The organism is Sulfitobacter noctilucae (assembly GCF_000622365.1).
Taxonomy (GTDB): Bacteria; Pseudomonadota; Alphaproteobacteria; order Rhodobacterales; family Rhodobacteraceae; genus Sulfitobacter; species Sulfitobacter noctilucae.
In genome coordinates this window covers 301,749-318,376 of the sequence record NZ_JASC01000003.1, presented here as the reverse complement: position 1 = coordinate 318,376, position 16,628 = coordinate 301,749, and the positions used below count along the sequence as shown (strand labels likewise).

Below are 16,628 nucleotides of genomic sequence, written 5' to 3'. Positions count from 1 at the left end.
GTCAGCCGCCCTTTCGCTGCCATTCGTACCGGACATCCGGCAATTTCTCGTCATTTCGAGCCCCGTCGGTGCGCTCACCCTCAACGAACCCGTGCCGCATATAGAACCTCTGCGCGTCTGAATTCGCCTGAAAAGTCCATAGTGCCAGCCTGTCATGCTGGCTCATCAGATGCGCCAGCATCATCTGCCCGATGCCTTGCCCCCTTGCAGCTGCAGCCACATAGAGCGCATCAAGATCGCCATCAGCACAGGCCGCAAATCCCACGACCAAACCGCCCTGCTCCGCCACAATGACAGCACCGCTATCAATGAGCCTCCCCGCATGGGCCACGTCCTCTGCCCCGGTGTGCAGCTTCGGCATCCAGTCTGTTGTTGCAGTGAATTCCGTCAGAATCGCGCCGATCTTGCCCGCATCTGTGGACCGCGCTTTGCGCAGATGGATCATAGCCGGTCCCCGATCAGGAATTCCGCCGCCCGGTCCAGCCGGATATGCGGCGGACCATCGCCGGGTTTCAGCGCCAGAGGTGCAGGCGCAAAACGCATCACCTGATAGTCCTGATCCAGCCATTTCTCCGCGCCCGCCCGCGCCGGGCTCAACAGGTGCGCGGGATCTTCAGGCAGATCACCAGGATAGAACGCTGCTTCCTTGCCGCTGTCCAATAATGTACCGCGCACAACGTCAAGTGGCGTGCCTTCATGCTCCATCGTGGCTTCGGTTGTGGCGCGCAGGGATGCAATTGCCATCGCCTGTGTGCCCGCGCCTGCGTATTGCGCCCGATTCCGCGCATCGCGGGTCAGCGCCTGCATGATCGCACTTAGCTTTCCGTGCTGGCTGTGATGCAGATGATCCGCTTTGGTCGCCGCAAACAAGATTTTCTCGACCCGCTTGCCGCCCAACAAGCCGCGTAAGAACGAATTTTTGCCGGGGCGAAACGCGGTCAGGATTTCACTCATCGCATGGCGTAAATCATCGACGGCCCGCGGCCCCTGATGGATCGCCCCCAGCGCATCGACCAGCACCACTTGGCGGTCAATCCGGGCAAAGTGATCGCGAAAGAACGGCTGCACAACGCGGGATTTATAGGCCTCGAACCGCCGTGCCATCTCGCGGTGCAGCGAACCGCGCGCGCCTGTGCCTGAGACGGGCAGTGGCGCGAAGGTCAGCACTGGAGACCCGGCCAGATCACCCGGCAGCAAAAACCGCCCCGGCGTGCAGTCCGAGAACCCCTCAAGCCGCGCCGCCGTCAGGTAGGCGGCAAAACGTTTGGCAAGGTCTTGCGCCACGGCTTCATCATGCGATTTATCGACGTCAACTTCGGACACCAACCCCATGAATTCAGAGGCAGATTCCCGATTCTTAATCCTCTCCAGCGTCTCTTGCGACCAATCTTCGTAGCTGCGCTCCATCAGCCCCAGATCAAGCAGCCATTCACCTGGATAATCCACGATATCCAGATGCACCGTGCGCGGCCCCTGCAGCCCTGCCAGTAATCCGTTGGGCCGTACCTTGAGCGACAACCGCAACTCGGAAATCGCGCGGGTGCTATCGGGCCAATGGGGGGATCTGCCCGTCAGCGCCGCCAGATGTGCTTCGTATTCAAAGCGCGGCAGCGTATCATTGGGTTGCGGTTGCAGGAACGCAGCTTCGATCCGGCCTTCGCTTGCGGCCAGCAACCCCGGCATGCGCCCCCGGTCCAGCAGATTGGCGACCAGCGAGGTAATAAATACCGTCTTCCCCGATCGTGCCAACCCCGTCACACCTAAGCGGATCACCGGCTCGAACAGCGTCTCTGACACCGTGTCCTGAACCGCCTCGACCTGCCGCCAGATGCCATCGGCAATACGTGAGATGACCAAAACCTTGTCCGCCTTCAATTGCTCGTAGCGATAACATAGGTGCGCCCCATAGGGATTGCCAGTCGCCATGCCGGGGCGTAAATCGCTTTCCATGAACCGCTATGCCCTGAAAATCGAATACCACGGCGCCCCCTTTGTCGGCTGGCAACGCCAGATCGGCCTGACATCTGTGCAGGGCACCATCGAAGCGGCATTGGCGAAACTGGAACCGCGCGAACACAACATTGCGGCCGCCGGGCGCACGGATGCAGGGGTGCATGGCCTGGGCCAAGTGGCGCATTGTGACATGACACGCGACTGGGAACCGTTTCGCCTGTCAGAGGCACTGAATTACCACCTGAAACCACATCCCGTTGCAGTTACCGCCTGCGCGCCGGCTCCGCCAGAATTTCATGCACGGTTTTCTGCACAGGAACGCCAGTACCTCTTTCGGGTGCTCAGCCGCCGTGCGCCCGCCACCCATCAGGCCGGGCTGGTCTGGCAGGTCAAGCAGCCACTAAACATCCATGCGATGCAAGAGGCGGCTGATATTCTGGTTGGAAAGCATGACTTTACAACCTTCCGCTCAACCATCTGTCAGGCTCAGACACCAGTCAAGACGCTGGACCGGTTGCAGATCACGCGAGTGGAGACCGAAGGCGGCATCGAATATCATTTCGATGTCCGTGCGCGGTCTTTCCTGCACAATCAGGTGCGCAGTTTTGTCGGAACGCTGGAGCGGGTCGGTGCCGGTTCATGGACACCACAGGATGTGGAGCGTGCCTTGCAGGCGAGAACCCGGGCAGCCTGCGGTCCGGTCAGCCCGCCCGAGGGTCTCTATCTGGCGCATGTCGTCTACCCGGTCGATCCCTTCGCGGCTGACTGACACAAGCCATAGATCCAAGCGATCCGGGTAACGCACTTGAAACGCGAATCACTTAGTATTATGTTATAGCTTACAAAAATAATAATAGTCTTCGGTGAACCCCAGATGATACATACTCTGAAGCGGGCATGGGCAGAGATGTTTAGCCACGTAGAACCTGTCGAAAAGCGCCAGCAGGTGGCGGCGCTATGCTACCGCGTGACGGACGCGGGCAAGCAAGTGCTTTTGATCACCAGTCGCGACACCGGGCGCTGGATTGTGCCCAAGGGTTGGCCGATGAAAGGCAAGACCGATTTTGAGGCGGCCTTGCAAGAGGCGTGGGAAGAGGCCGGCGTGAGCAAGGCCGACATCGAAGAAGAGCCCATGGGTGTCTTTGACTATGAAAAGGGATTGTCTTCGGGAGAAACTGTTCCGGTCGAGGCAGAAGTGTATCTGACCCGCGTGCGCAATCTTGAAAAAACTTATCCGGAAGTAGACGAACGCACCCGCAAGTGGTTTTCCCCGGCAGAGGCGGCTGAACTGGTGGATGAACCGGATTTGAAAAAGATCCTGCGCGACTTCTGAGTCTACAGGGTCGAGCGGCATTTCAGTTACTGCCGACCATACGTTTCAACTCATTGCGCAGCACCGATGGCGTCAGGTTCGGCAACCCTTCACGGGCAAGCTCGGCCGTTTGTATTACATCCATTACCATTGTGTTGATCGGTGCCGATACTCCCTGCGCGTCTGCCATCCGCACAACCTCGCCTTGCAGGGCGTCTATCTCAGTCGGGCGGTTTTCCATCAGGTCATAAGACATTGATGTTCGCGCCTGCGGATCAATGCGGAGCATACGCGCGGCCACGCGGGTAAAGATTGGCGTGGGCAAGCGCAATACCCACGGGATCGTTGCGGGCGATACCGGTGTCGAGGAAACCGGCCGGATGCCCGCTGCGCTTAGGATACCGAGCGCCTCTGCCCATTGATCAGCCATCAACCTGCGCCAAGCGCGGTCTTTCAGCTGGCTTTGCAAGGGCAAGCCACTGAGCGCATTCAGGGCATTGTTCAGATTCATCAGGAACTTGCCCCATTGCACCGCCTCTATGTCGCGGCTTTCGGAGCAGGCCAGATGCGGCGTCGTAAGGTATTTCGACAACTCTCCCGGTCCGGCTTCGATCACAATATCCCCGTCCACCGCGCGGTGATAGCACCCCTGCCCCATCGGAACGACATTGAAGGGCACCATGCCCGCACGCACATCCTGCCCCGGCAGAGCAGTGCGCAGGGTTGCCGCATTGCCTACGCCGTTTTGCAGGCTGATGACCGGAATACGGGCGGGAACATGCCGGTTGATCAGCGTAGCCACGCCAGCGGTATCACGGGATTTGACCGTGACCAGCACCAGATCAGCGGTGGCAAGGCAGGCAGGGTTTTCGGCAAGCGTCAGCGCTTGCGCGTCCATATTTATCACCATGCCATCCAGATCGGTCAGGGTCAGCCCATGCGCTCGAACCTCTGCCGCGATGCGCGGGCGCACCAGCAGGCTGACCCGCGCGCCGGATGCCGCCAGAAGGCCTCCGACGAAACAGCCGATGGCCCCTGCGCCGGCAACAACAATATGTGGCGCGTCAGCGGCCAAGACAGTGGCGCATGATCGCCTTTTGCGCATGCAGACGGTTCTCGGCTTCGTCAAAGATCACCGAATTGGGGCCATCCATCACCGCGCTTGTGGCTTCATCTTCGCGGTGGGCAGGCAGGCAGTGCATGAAAAGCGCATCGTCTTTTGCGCGGGCCATCAGTGCCTCGTTCACCTGATACCCGCGCAACTGGTTATGGCGGCGTTCACGGGCCGATTGCGGATCGTGCATCGACACCCATGTGTCCGTGACGACCAGATCGGCCCCCTGCACCGCGACATTCGGGTCGCGTTCAATCGTGTAGAGCCCCTGCAACGCAGGTTCAGGATCAAGCGGGGGCGGGCCAGTAAAGGTCAAATCAAAGTCGAACTGCTGTGCCGCATGGGCGAAGCTGGCAAAGACGTTGTTGCCATCACCCGACCAAACAACCTTTTTGCCTTTGATCGGGCCATTATGTTCCTCGAACGTCATGATGTCGGCCATGATCTGGCAGGGATGGCTGCGGTTCGTCAGCCCGTTGATCACAGGCACGCTCGCGTATTCTGCCATATCAAGCAGGGTTTGTTCCTCGAACGTGCGGATCATAATGAGATCGACATAGCGCGAGAGCACGCGGGCAGTGTCGGCGATTGTTTCGCCGTGGCCCAGCTGCATGTCAGTGCCCGACAGCACCATCGTTTGCCCGCCCATCTGTCGCACGCCCACGTCAAAGCTGACGCGGGTGCGGGTCGATGGTTTCTCGAAAATCAGCGCGACCATATGGTTTTTCAGCGGCTGGTCGTCGTCCGGTGCGCCTTTGGGGCGGCCCGCGCGGGACGTCTTGATCGCGATGGCGTTGTCGATGATGCCACGCAGTTCGTCTGCAGGCGTGGTGTGGATATCCAGAAAGTGTGTCATATGTCGCTTTTCATTTGCATCGTCGGGCTGTGCAGAAGGGCCAGCACTACGGTATATAAGGCCAAAAAGAGAATCAGGATGCGTCGAGGGACGCCGCTGCTTTATCGAGGCGGGTGACGGCTTCGGCGATCTCTTCGTCGGAGATGATGAGCGGGGGCAGAAGGCGGATCACGTTATCGGCGGCGGGCACGGTGATGACGTCTTGGGCGTATCCCGCGTTAACCACATCGCCCGGTGCGACCTTGCATTTGATGCCCAGCATCAAGCCGCTGCCGCGCACGCTGTCAAAGACATTCGGGTGGCTGGCGATCAGCCCTTCGAGCTTTTGGCGCATCAGGCTGGCTTTGCGGTTCACCTCGGCCAGAAAGTCCGGATCGGACACGATCTCCATCACCGCATTACCGACCGCGCAGCCCAGCGGGTTGCCACCATAAGTCGAGCCGTGGGTGCCTGCAGTCATGCCGGAAGCCGCGTTTTCGGTGGCCAGAACACAGCCCAACGGAAAGCCGCCCCCGATGCCTTTGGCAACCATCATGATATCGGGCGCGATGCCTGCCCATTCATGGGCAAAGAGCTTGCCCGTCCGGCCCACACCGCATTGCACCTCGTCAAATATGAGCAGGATGCCGTGTTCATCGCACAGGTCGCGCAAGCCTTTGAGGCATTGGTCGGGCACCGGGCGAATGCCGCCTTCGCCCTGCACAGGCTCGATCAGGATGGCGCAGGTCTTGTCATTGATCGCCGCCGTCAGCGCACCATGATCACCAAAGCCCAGATGCACAAAACCGGGCAACAGCGGACCGAAGCCCTTTGTCATTTTCTCGGACCCTGCCGCTGCGATCCCCGCGGAGGAGCGCCCGTGGAAAGACCCGTCAAATGTGATGATCTCGACCCGCTCGGGCTGGCCTTTGTCGTAGAAATACTTGCGTGCCATTTTCACCGCCAGCTCACAGGATTCAGTGCCGGAGTTGGTGAAGAATACCGTATCGGCAAAGCTGTGATCCACCAGTTTATCCGCCAGCGCCTGTTGCTGAGGGATCTGGTAGAGGTTCGACGTGTGCCAGAGCGTGTTTGCCTGATCGGTCAAAGCGGCAACCAATGCCGGATGGGCATGACCCAACGCGTTGACCGCGATGCCCGCCCCCAGATCCAGAAAACGTCGGCCATCCGCCTCGGTCAGCCATGATCCGGCACCCGAGACAAAGCTCAGGGGGGCGCGGTTATAGGTCGGCAGAACGGAAGAGATCATCTGGATCATCCTTATAAGGGCCGCTGAAAAGCGCAAAAGGCCACGGGCGGCGTATCGGGTCAAGGGATTTGGGGGTGGTGCAGCGCACCGGGATCAGACCTGCGGCACGCAGGTCACGCGCAGGTTTAGCCTTGGCGTCGTCGGAACGAGGTATGTACCACTGTGATCATGGCGGGTTGATACGACCCGACTGCGGTTTTGCCCAGCTTTTTTTCATCAACTGTGCAGGATTCTATGTATTCTAGTTATTTTCACTGCTGTTTCTTGCAAGGTCGCGCCGCGTCAGGGGTGCTTCGTCCCTTGCACGCAGCGACGATAGGCTTAGTATAGGGCTTTGAATTTGCCAAAGCGGTCCAAGGGGGCCGCTTTTTGACCGAAGGAAGGCCTGGGATGTCCTGGACAGATGAGCGCGTTGAGACACTGAAGAAGATGTGGGGCGAAGGCCAATCCGCAAGCCAGATCGCCAAGGAGCTGGGCGGCGTGACCCGCAACGCTGTAATCGGCAAGGTGCATCGCTTGGGCCTGTCCAACCGCGCAACCAGCACAGGCACCGCTGCGAAAGCCGAGCCGAAGGCCAAGGCCAAGCCGGCTCCGAAGCCGGAAGCCAAGCCCCAGGCGGAACCAAAGCCGGAAAAGCCTATTATGCAGACCGTTGCAGCAGCGCCGCCCAAGTCCACATTGCCTGCACGCAAACAGATCATTCCCGCAGGCCAGCCGTTGCCGCCACAGCCATCGGCCAACGAGATTTCACCAGAGGCTTTGGCCAAGGTCAACGAGGTCGAGAAGAAGGCCAAGAAGATCGGCCTGATGGATTTGACCGAACGTACCTGCAAATGGCCCGTCGGTGACCCCGCGACCGAAGACTTCTGGTTCTGCGGATTGCCTGTAAAGCAGGGTAAGCCCTATTGCGAGGCGCATGTTGGCGTTGCCTTCCAGCCGATGTCATCGCGGCGCGACCGTCGGCGCTAAGGCCACTGGCCTTCCCCCGTATCCCTGAGACATTCGGGCAGTCCAGGCACTCCGGCTGCAACAATTCCGACAAGAGCGTGAGTTGCGCCGGACCTTCCGGCGTGGTTGATCATAGGCAGACCCCTGCCTGAAAGGCTCGCTCATGTCCGATACCATCCGCGCTGCTGATGCCCTTGCACGCCGACTTTATGCCGCCGGATGCCGCACCGCTTTTGGGATGCCCGGCGGCGAAGTATTGACCGTGATTGATGCGCTGGAGGCCGCAGGCATCGGGTTCGTACTGGCCAAGCATGAAAACGCAGCAGGGTTCATGGCAGAAGGTGTGCATCACCGCGATCATGCGCCCGCCATTCTTGTGGGCACCATTGGCCCTGGCACGCTGAACGGGGTCAATACAGTGGCCAACGCTTTGCAAGATCAGGTGCCGCTGATCGTGATTTCAGGCTGCATGGATGCGGACGAGGCGCAGCGCTATACCCATCAGGTCGTCGATCAGGGTGCCGTCTTTGCCCCTATCACCAAGGCCAGCTTTACGCTGAGCGCCGGCGCGGCCCACACCATCGCGGACAAGGCCGTAGCCATCGCCACCGAGGGCCGTATGGGTCCGGTGCATATCGACGTGCCGATCTCGGTGGCCGAAGCACCTGTCAGCACCAAAGCCCCTGCCCCGCGCAGACCTGCCACCCCTACCGCCCCGACCGGGCCTGATCTTGAAACAGCGCGCGAGTGGCTGGCGCAGGCGCAGCGGCCTGTGATGATTGTGGGTGTCGATGCGTTGAACCAACATGCTGCTCCCGCCGTTCAGGCCTTTGCCGAGGCGCACAACATACCTGTGATTACCACCTACAAGGCCAAGGGCATATTGCCGGAAGACCACCCATTGAGCCTTGGCGGCGCGGGTTTGTCGCCTTTGGCCGACACCCATCTCGTGCCCTTCGTGCAAAGCGCCGATCTTATTCTCTGTGTCGGTTATGACCCGATCGAAATGCGCCCCGGCTGGCGCGATGTCTGGCAACCGGTCGATCAGAATGTGATCGACATCACCGCCGCCCCCAACCACCACTACATGCACCAATCTACCCTCAATTTCGTGACCGATTGCGCGGCAACGCTCACGGCCCTGAGTACGGGGCTGGACCGACAGGACACTTGGGCGGCGGGCGAGATATACCAACTGAAATCCGCTTTGGCTGATGCCTTTCCGAAGAACGACGCTTGGGGACCGGCTGCGGTAATCGATACCTGCCGCAAGGTTTTGCCCCGCGATACGATAGCCTCTGCTGACAGCGGCGCGCACCGGATCCTGCTGAGCCAGATGTGGGAATGCTACGCCCCGCGCGAGCTGATGCAATCCTCGGCGCTGTGCACGATGGGCTGCGCCGTGCCCCTTGCCATCGGCGCAAAGCTGGCAACGCCGGACCGTCCGGTTGTGTCATTCTCCGGCGACGCGGGATTCCTTATGGTGGTTGGCGAGCTTGCTACAGCTATCGAGCTGAATGTGACCCCGATCTTCGTCGTCTTTGTCGATGCTTCACTGGCGTTGATCGAAAAGAAACAGCGCGAGCGGCAGATGTCCAACCACGGCGTTGATTTCGCGCAGCACAACTTTGCCGCGATGGGGCTGGCTTTTGGCGGTGCCGGTGTCACCGTGCAGGATCGCGCCGGGCTGGAGGCGGCGCTGAAAGATGCGCTGGTGGCAGACACCTTCACCGTGATTGCAGCAGTGATCGACAGGGGCGCATACGATGGCCGCATCTAAGGGCGCGTTGGACGGCGTATTTGTCCTTGATCTGACGCGTATTCTTGCAGGGCCGACCTGCACACAGATGCTCGGTGATCTGGGGGCAACGGTAATCAAGGTCGAGAACCCCAGGACAGGCGGCGATGACACACGCGGCTGGGGCCCGCACTACGCAAAGGACGGCGGCGGCGCAGACACTGACCTATCGGCCTATTTCATGGCTGCCAACCGCAACAAACGCTCTGTCGCCATTGATATTGCAGACCCGGAAGGTCAACGCATCCTGCGCCATATGGCGGCCCGCGCCGATGTTGTGATCGAGAATTTCAAACCCGGAGGACTGGCTAAATATGGACTGGACCATGCAACGCTCTGCGCAGCGCATCCCGGGCTTGTCTATTGTTCGATTTCCGGCTTTGGCCAGACCGGACCGAATAGCAGTCAGCCAGGTTATGACCTGATGGCGCAAGGATATGGCGGGATCATGTCAATTACCGGGGCGCCTGATGGCCCGCCGATGAAGGTCGGCGTAGGCATCGCTGATGTGATGTGCGGGATGTATGCCACCATCGGCATTCTGGCTGCGCTGCGCCACCGTGATGCAACGGGTGCAGGTCAGCATATTGATCTGTCGCTGGTGGATGCCGCGATGGCATGGTTGGTGAACGAAGGCACGAATTATCTGACATCGGGTACCCTGCCCGAGCGGCGCGGAAATGCGCATCCCAACATCGTGCCTTACGATGCCTTTGCCTGCGCCGACGGACATATCCTGCTGGCCGTCGGCAATGACCCGCAATTCGCCCGTTTCTGCGATGCGCTGGAGCTGAGCGAGGTCGCAAGCGATCCGCGTTTCACCACCAACCTCGACCGCATTGCACATCGGGCAGCATTGATCCCCGCAATCCGTCCGGCGATGGCGGCCCTGCCCAAAGCTGACGTGCTCAATCGTCTGCACAGCGCTGGCGTGCCATGCGGGCCGATCAATACCATCGCAGAAGCTCTCACCTCGGATCAGGTACAGGCGCGCGGCGGGGTCGCCGAAGTAGCGGGTGCTGATTTACAAGACGGCAAGGTCCGCCTTTTAGGCAATCCGCTCAAGTTTTCGGCCACGCCTGTCCGCTACACCCGTGCGCCGCCGCGCTTTGGGCAGGACACTGACGAAGTACTTGACCGTTGGGGGCCAGACGCACCTGATCTATAGGGGCATTGCGCAACAAACTCCTGCTAAACCGCAGATTTGCCCGTGAATGTTGCAAGGTTCGGCGGGAATTCTCACAAAAGCGATCACTCACTTCACGTTGACGTGTGCCCATGTCAAATCCGTATTTCGCACAGGTCAAACCCCGTAAACTCTGTCTCAACCGCCCGCTCCCGGAAGGACCGCGCCGATGAGATTTGATATTTGCAACGCCCCCGTCACCTTGGCCTCTGCCTCAACGGTGGACGCGTGGAACGCGATGATCCGCGCCTTCTTGGCGCACAAAGCGGCCACACCGCAGCACTTGGGCGCAGTGCTGGAAGCGGAGACACACTTTGCCATGGGTCATGCGGCACGGGGTCTGTTTTCGCTGATGATGGGTCGGGCCGAGATGTGGCAGGTCGCCGAAGATGCCCGCTTCGCCGCGCACAAGGCCGCCGCGCAAACCAGCATCACCGCCCGCGAACGCGGCTGGATTGATGCGCTCGATCAATGGTTGGCAGACAGCCCCACGGGTGCAGTTGCCGCGCTGGAGACGGTTCTGGCCGCCACCCCTCAGGACACGCTCAGCGCTAAGGTCTGCCACGGCATCCGATTTGTTCTGGGCGATGCGGCTGGCATGCGCCGGTCAATCGAACGGGTGATGCCGGCCCATACCCCCGATCATCCTTTGCGTGGCTATCTGATGGGGTGCCATGCTTTCACGCTTGAAGAAACAGGCAGCTATGCGGCGGCGGAACTGGCGGGCCGTGCCGGGCTGACACTGGCCCCCGATGACGCCTGGGGTCTGCATGCGGTGGCGCATGTGCATGACATGCGCGCCGAGCCGGACGCAGGCATCGCGCTGATCGAGAACCACCGCCACGCTTGGGATGGATCAAATAATTTCCGCTATCACGTCTGGTGGCACAAAGCGTTGTTGCACCTCGACAGGGGAGAGAATGACATGGCGCTGGCGCTCTACGACGACCAGATCCGCGCCGATAAAACCGACGACTACCGCGACGTCGCCAATGCCACCTCTTTGCTGATGCGGCTTGAACTGGAAGGAATGGCCGTTGGCACCCGCTGGGAAGAGCTGGGCACCCTGGCTGAGACCCGCATCGACGATGGCTGTCTCGTCTTTGCCGATCTACATTACCAGCTGGCACTGTCTGGGGCGCAGAAAGGTGCGGCGCGTACCGCCATGGCGCAGCGCTTTGCCCGCGACGCCCGCCAGACCGGAGATATGGCCGAACGTGTCGCCGATCCGGGGCTGAACGCCTTGGCAGGATTAAATGCTTTTTCTGAAGGCAGATATGGCGATGCCTTCGTTCAATTGGCGGATGCCCGCCCAAAGATGCAATCCATCGGCGGAAGTCATGCACAACGCGATGTGTTCGAACGTATGACCATTGACGCGGGCCTGCGGGCGGGCCATTTCGACGCGGCAGAAGCGATCCTGCGCGACCGGCTGGCGCTGCGGGCCGGGCGAGAGGATCGATTTACCGCTCTGCGTCTGGACCAACTTGCCGCTGCACGGCAACGGCCTGCCCAACAAGGTTAAAAGACTGCCTCCAAGATGACACTTGCCGACATATCCCCCCCCTCCACGGCTCCGAGCGCTGCTGCAGTTGCCGCCACGCGGGCCGCACCACGCGTGCGCGACCTGCGGCTTGATTTCTTTCGCGGGCTTGCGATGTTCATCATCCTGATGGCCCATACCCCCGGCAATCTGTTGTCGCTGTGGATTCCCGCGCGGTGGGGCTTTTCCGACGCCACCGAGATTTTTGTCTTTTGTTCAGGTATGGCCAGCGCCATCGCTTTCGGCGGCGGGTTTGACCGCGCCGGCTGGCTCTTGGGTACGGCGCGGGTGCTGTTTCGCGTCTGGCAAGTCTACTGGGCGCATGTGGGCCTGTTCTTTGCCACACTGGCGCTGACGGTGTTCCTGACCGACCTCGACATCACCGGGCGCAACTATTGGGGGCAACTGAACCTCTGGATGATCTTTGTAGAGTCGGACAATTGGGAAAATCCCAATATGCTGCTCAGCTTTATGACACTGCGCTGGGTGCCGAATTATTTCGACATCCTGCCTATGTATATGATCGTCCTGTTGATGATGCCCGTGGTCATGGCGCTTTCGCGCATTGATCTGCGACTAGTTGCAGCATTTGTTATCGGCGTCTGGCTCATGGGACAAACGGCGCTTCTGGAGCAGTTCGGTCTCGGCCATCTGCACCTAGAATTTCCGGCAGAGCCTTGGACTGACCGCACATGGTTCTTCAACCCCTTCGCCTGGCAGCTCATCTTTTTCACAGGTTTTGCCTTTATGCGCGGCTGGCTGCCCAAACCGCCTGTGACGCCCCTGTTGGTCGGACTGGCGCTAGTGATGGTCTTGGCCATAGTTCCCCTGTCCAGCATCGGCGTACGCGAATTCGGGTTCGAATGGGCCCGCGACTGGCGCAACGACTATGCTGCGCTGATTGACAAATCGGATTTCGGCATCCTGCGATACGCGCATTTTCTGGCAATGGCTTATGTGTTTTGGGTCCTGGCTGGCGATCGGGGTGACAACCTGTTGGCGCGGGGCAGCGGTGCGCTGGCGCGGCTATGGACCGGGTTGCTTACCGTGATCCTCAAGGTCGGCCAGCAAAGTCTTGCGGTCTTTGTATTCTCGATGTTCACGGCACGGTTTCTGGGTTTCGTGATGGACGTTCTGGGTCGCGATGTGGTCACCACCTTGCTGGTCAATCTGGCAGGTTGCGCGTCGCTTGTTGCAGTGGCCTATGGCGCAGGCTGGTTCAAATCGCAGCCTTGGCGCGTGAAGGTGCCCGCATGATCCGGCGCGACGTTCTTAAATCACTGGCGGCACTTGCCGTGGTGCCCGCTGCCGCATGGGCCGAAGAACCGGGATTGCATCTTGGCGATGAGGCAACACCCTTTGATGCGGACACCGTTACCGATCTGGCCCGCACCCTCGCAGCCGAGCCTTACGCCCCGCGTCCCATGATCCCTGAAAGCTGGCGCAAACTCAGCTACGATCAATACCGAAAAATCTGGTTCGACGGGCGCAATGCCCTGTGGGAGAACAGCGATCTGCCCCAGCGGATGGATGTCTTCCCACCCGGTCTGTATTACCCGCAGGCCGTGGCGCTGCATGTTGTCGAGGATGGCACTGCGCGGCCCATCTCCTTTGACATGGGCGTTTTCGACACTGCCGAGGAATTCCCCGAGGTCGATATTAACGAAACGCTAGGTTATTCTGGCCTGCGCCTGCGGGCAGAACTGGAAAAGCCCGGCATCTTTCAGGAATACGCGGTCTTTCAGGGCGCGAGCTATTTTCGCGGCATCGGCACGGGCGAGATTTACGGTCTTTCTGCCCGTGGTCTTGCACTTAAAACCGGCGATCCGGCGGGCGAAGAGTTTCCCGATTTTACAGCGTTCTGGATGGAAACACCCGACGCCGATAGCAGCAGACTGGTGCTGCACGCGCTGCTGGATTCACCGTCCTGCACGGGCGCATACCGGTTTGAGATCACCCACGGCAATGTGCTACAAATGCGGATCAGCGCCACGCTCTTTGCACGCGAGGATATGACCCATGTGGGTATCGCTCCCCTGACCTCGATGTTCCTGTTCGATGACACCATGCGCCAGCGTTTCTCCGATTTCCGCCCCGCCGTTCATGACAGCGACGGGTTGTTGATACAGAACGGCGGTGGCGAGGTGATCTGGCGGCCCCTGGCAAACCCCACCAGCCTGCAAATCAGCACCTTTGCCGACCAGAACCCACGCGGATTTGGTCTGATGCAACGCAAACGTGCCTTTTCGGATTTCAACGACCTTGAAGCGCTCTACCATGACCGCCCCGCTGTCTGGATCACCCCCGGCGAGGACTGGGGCGCAGGTGCTGTGACGCTTGTGGAGATTCCAGCGGACCTTGAGATTTATGACAACATCGTCAGCTACTGGCGGCCTGAAAACCCGTTCCCCGCAGGTACCAGCCACCAGATGAGCTATACGCTCCACTGGGGGGAGGACCCGGTTGCGCCCGCGGCGGATATGCCGGTCAAGGTGATCAATACCGCGATGGGCGGTCGGCCCGAAGGCGGGATCGTCGTCGCGATTGATTTTGCAGCTGCAGATATCGTGCCTGACGATCTTGGCACGGTCGAAATTGTTGTGCGCAGCAGCACCGGAACGGTCACCCCCGGCATTCTTCAAAAAAATCCGGAAACCAAAGGCCCCCGTCTGGCGTTCACTTTCGAGCCGGGTGATGCCGGTCTGGTCGAATTTCGGGCGCAGCTGCGCCTGAACGGCGACCCGCTTAGCGAAGTGTGGCTTTACCGGTGGACAAAGACGTGACCTGCGCCTTGAAGAATTCCGAAAACATGCCGCCCCCGGCACCGTTGAATATGCGGACCCAGGACTTGCACAAGGCACCGCCATGTCGGGTCTCAAAGCCTGTGGGGGATCGTCCGTTCATTTGGCGCATGGCACTTTTTATCCCCGCACTTCTGGGCACAGGCTTTCTGATGTACGGGATTTACGGCTGGCTTGAGGGTGCCGGTATGACGGGTCTGGAATGGGCCTTGCTGATGATGATCGGGGCGACTTTTGTTTGGGTCACACTGTCTGTCAGTACTGTCGGTATTGCCATCGCAGGGCTTTTGGCACGCGAAACTTCTGAAACACGCACGTCTGCGCAGGTTGAACCACTGGATGTGGCACTGCTCGTCCCCATCTACAACGAAGTCCCGTGGGACGTTTTCGGCAATGCCGCGGCCATGCTGGATGATCTGGCGAACAGATCCGCTGTCCACCGCTATAGCCTCTTCGCCCTCTCGGATACCCGCGACGACGAAATCGCCGCGCAAGAAGAACTCGCTTTTGCGCAATTGCGCGAAACTGCTCCTTTTCCGGTCTATTATCGACGCCGTCCGCAGAACACAGACAAGAAAGTTGGTAATCTGCTCGATTGGGTCACCGGCTGGGGTGCAGACTATGAGGCGATGCTGGTGCTTGATGCCGATAGCCTGATGTCGGGCCGCGCGATCGAGCGGTTGGCCTCGGAACTTAGCACAGACCCGGATGCCGGGTTGATCCAGTCCTTTCCGATGCTGATCGGAGCGGAGACGCTCTTTGCCCGCCTTCAGCAGTTTTCAAACGTGGCCTATGGCTGGTTGCTGGCCGAAGGTCTGGCGCTCTGGTCGCGCTCCGAAGGCAACTACTGGGGCCACAACGCCATCATCCGCACACGCGCCTTTGCCAGCAGCGCAGGCCTACCGCATCTTACAAGCGGCGGCCGTGACGACCTGATCCTTAGCCATGATTTCGTTGAAGCAGGACTTCTGCGCCGCGCAGGTTGGCGCGTACGCTTCCTGCCCCGTGTCTCGGGCAGCTTCGAGGAAACGCCTGGCACGCTGATCGACTATGCGCTGCGCGACCGCCGTTGGTGCCGGGGCAACCTGCAACACCTTCGGCTTCTGGGTACACGTGGGCTGCATCCTGTGTCGCGGTTCCATATGTTTCACGGCGCGGTCAGCTATCTTCTGTCTCCCGCGTGGTTCATTCTGTTGGTGATCTGGGCATTGTTGGGCAAAAGCGCAGACACCAACGTGATCCGCTATTTCAACGAGGCCAATCCGCTTTTCCCCGATTGGCCCCCCGCCATGAGCCAAATCGACAGCGCCGTCTTTTTGGTCATCATGTACGCCATGCTGCTAACACCCAAGATCGCGGCCGCCACCATCATCGCGGCGACGCCTGCCGCCACCCGCATTTTTGGTGGGCACCGCGCGTTCCTGTCGGCCTTTGCAGTCGAGGTGGCACTGTCCATCGCATATGCGCCTGTAATGATGATTCAGCAAACCAAGGCAGTTCTGCGAGCAACGTTCACGCGGTCAGAACCTTGGTCGCCACAACGCCGCGATGCAACGGGCTATCCATTGTTGGCCCTGGCAAAGTTTCATTGGGTGGAGACCTTGGTGGGTCTGCTCCTGACAATGGGTCTGTTGGCGGGTCTGATTTCGCTTTGGCTGGTGCCAATTGCGGCAAGCCTGCTTTGCGCTGTACCCCTGTCTGCGTTGTCTTCGCTAAAGGTCGCAAATACGGCTCGAGGTGGTCTGGCGATGAACAATCCGCAGACCCTGCGTGAGCCTGCGATTGTGGGACGGGCGCGTATCGAACGGGCGCGGGTCAAAGCCGTTCTTATGCCTCAGGTGGCCGCTGAGTAAATCGAAAGGCCGCGT

General features: G+C 60.0%; 14 protein-coding genes. 9 read left to right on the top strand and 5 right to left on the bottom strand.

Annotated elements, in window-relative coordinates; translation table 11 throughout:
• Nucleotide 1: 1 nt before the first annotated feature.
• Both Z945_RS0103975 and Z945_RS0103970 read right to left on the bottom strand, forming a co-directional pair.
• Entirely contained in the window at nt 2-445 is a 444-nt protein-coding gene (locus tag Z945_RS0103975) for a GNAT family N-acetyltransferase (protein ID WP_025050829.1), read from the bottom strand.
• Nucleotides 442-1,857 (bottom strand): YcjX family GTP-binding protein, encoded by a 1,416-nt coding sequence (locus tag Z945_RS0103970; protein WP_025050828.1) that lies wholly within the window; start codon nt 1,855-1,857, stop codon nt 442-444. The genes Z945_RS0103975 and Z945_RS0103970 overlap by 4 nt, the downstream gene beginning before the upstream one ends.
• 91 nt (nt 1,858-1,948) lie before the next feature.
• On the opposite strand from Z945_RS0103970, the gene truA reads away from it, so the two are divergent.
• Together truA and Z945_RS0103960 are read left to right on the top strand one after the other, a co-directional pair.
• Nucleotides 1,949-2,722, top strand: coding sequence for a tRNA pseudouridine(38-40) synthase TruA (gene truA, locus Z945_RS0103965; RefSeq protein WP_025050827.1), 774 nt, complete (start codon nt 1,949-1,951; stop codon nt 2,720-2,722).
• A 105-nt stretch (nt 2,723-2,827) separates the two neighbouring features.
• Nucleotides 2,828-3,286: an NUDIX hydrolase gene (locus Z945_RS0103960; RefSeq protein ID WP_025050826.1), complete on the top strand. Its 459-nt coding sequence runs from the start codon at nt 2,828-2,830 to the stop codon at nt 3,284-3,286.
• Nucleotides 3,287-3,308: 22 nt separating this feature from the next.
• On the opposite strand, the gene Z945_RS0103955 is transcribed toward Z945_RS0103960, so the two are convergent.
• The 3 genes from Z945_RS0103955 to Z945_RS0103945 form a co-directional block, all read right to left on the bottom strand.
• Nucleotides 3,309-4,340, bottom strand: coding sequence for a 2-dehydropantoate 2-reductase (locus Z945_RS0103955; RefSeq protein WP_025050825.1), 1,032 nt, complete (start codon nt 4,338-4,340; stop codon nt 3,309-3,311).
• Nucleotides 4,330-5,235, bottom strand: coding sequence for an ornithine carbamoyltransferase (gene argF, locus Z945_RS0103950; protein ID WP_025050824.1), 906 nt, complete (start codon nt 5,233-5,235; stop codon nt 4,330-4,332). Before argF ends, Z945_RS0103955 begins: the two co-directional genes overlap by 11 nt.
• 73 nt (nt 5,236-5,308) lie before the next feature.
• Nucleotides 5,309-6,484 (bottom strand): aspartate aminotransferase family protein, encoded by a 1,176-nt coding sequence (locus tag Z945_RS0103945; protein WP_025050823.1) that lies wholly within the window; start codon nt 6,482-6,484, stop codon nt 5,309-5,311.
• Between the two features lie 390 nt (nt 6,485-6,874).
• Here Z945_RS0103945 and Z945_RS0103940 point away from each other — a divergent pair, with 390 nt between their 5' ends.
• From Z945_RS0103940 to mdoH, 7 genes are all read left to right on the top strand, one after another.
• On the top strand, nt 6,875-7,453 hold the full coding sequence (locus Z945_RS0103940; protein WP_025050822.1) for a GcrA family cell cycle regulator: 579 nt from the start codon (nt 6,875-6,877) through the stop codon (nt 7,451-7,453).
• Nucleotides 7,454-7,595: 142 nt separating this feature from the next.
• Nucleotides 7,596-9,212: a thiamine pyrophosphate-binding protein gene (locus tag Z945_RS0103935; protein ID WP_025050821.1), complete on the top strand. Its 1,617-nt coding sequence runs from the start codon at nt 7,596-7,598 to the stop codon at nt 9,210-9,212.
• The gene (locus Z945_RS0103930; protein ID WP_025050820.1) at nt 9,199-10,398 is read left to right on the top strand and encodes a CaiB/BaiF CoA transferase family protein; all 1,200 of its coding nucleotides are present in this window, start codon (nt 9,199-9,201) and stop codon (nt 10,396-10,398) included. The genes Z945_RS0103935 and Z945_RS0103930 overlap by 14 nt, the downstream gene beginning before the upstream one ends.
• A gap of 187 nt (nt 10,399-10,585) precedes the next feature.
• On the top strand, nt 10,586-11,941 hold the full coding sequence (locus Z945_RS0103925; RefSeq protein ID WP_025050819.1) for a tetratricopeptide repeat protein: 1,356 nt from the start codon (nt 10,586-10,588) through the stop codon (nt 11,939-11,941).
• A 15-nt stretch (nt 11,942-11,956) separates the two neighbouring features.
• Nucleotides 11,957-13,216: an OpgC family protein gene (locus Z945_RS0103920; RefSeq protein WP_025050818.1), complete on the top strand. Its 1,260-nt coding sequence runs from the start codon at nt 11,957-11,959 to the stop codon at nt 13,214-13,216.
• Nucleotides 13,213-14,742 carry a glucan biosynthesis protein G gene (locus Z945_RS0103915; protein ID WP_025050817.1) on the top strand — a complete coding sequence of 510 codons (1,530 nt, stop codon included), beginning with the start codon at nt 13,213-13,215 and terminating at the stop codon, nt 14,740-14,742. Before Z945_RS0103920 ends, Z945_RS0103915 begins: the two co-directional genes overlap by 4 nt.
• Nucleotides 14,715-16,613, top strand: coding sequence for a glucans biosynthesis glucosyltransferase MdoH (mdoH, locus tag Z945_RS0103910; RefSeq protein WP_338152099.1), 1,899 nt, complete (start codon nt 14,715-14,717; stop codon nt 16,611-16,613). Before Z945_RS0103915 ends, mdoH begins: the two co-directional genes overlap by 28 nt.
• Nucleotides 16,614-16,628: the final 15 nt, after the last annotated feature.

Bases quoted from the DNA above. Each gene is read 5' to 3' on its own strand.
- Z945_RS0103960 (WP_025050826.1), top strand. From the start codon at position 2,828: ATGATACATACTCTGAAGCGGGCATGGGCAGAGATGTTTAGCCACGTA.
- Z945_RS0103915 (WP_025050817.1), top strand. From the start codon at position 13,213: ATGATCCGGCGCGACGTTCTTAAATCACTGGCGGCACTTGCCGTGGTG.
- Z945_RS0103920 (WP_025050818.1), top strand. From the start codon at position 11,957: ATGACACTTGCCGACATATCCCCCCCCTCCACGGCTCCGAGCGCTGCT.
- Z945_RS0103940 (WP_025050822.1), top strand. From the start codon at position 6,875: ATGTCCTGGACAGATGAGCGCGTTGAGACACTGAAGAAGATGTGGGGC.
- Z945_RS0103975 (WP_025050829.1), bottom strand. From the start codon at position 445: ATGATCCATCTGCGCAAAGCGCGGTCCACAGATGCGGGCAAGATCGGC.
- truA (WP_025050827.1), top strand. From the start codon at position 1,949: ATGAACCGCTATGCCCTGAAAATCGAATACCACGGCGCCCCCTTTGTC.
- Z945_RS0103945 (WP_025050823.1), bottom strand. From the start codon at position 6,484: ATGATCTCTTCCGTTCTGCCGACCTATAACCGCGCCCCCCTGAGCTTT.
- argF (WP_025050824.1), bottom strand. From the start codon at position 5,235: ATGACACACTTTCTGGATATCCACACCACGCCTGCAGACGAACTGCGT.
- Z945_RS0103930 (WP_025050820.1), top strand. From the start codon at position 9,199: ATGGCCGCATCTAAGGGCGCGTTGGACGGCGTATTTGTCCTTGATCTG.
- Z945_RS0103925 (WP_025050819.1), top strand. From the start codon at position 10,586: ATGAGATTTGATATTTGCAACGCCCCCGTCACCTTGGCCTCTGCCTCA.
- Z945_RS0103935 (WP_025050821.1), top strand. From the start codon at position 7,596: ATGTCCGATACCATCCGCGCTGCTGATGCCCTTGCACGCCGACTTTAT.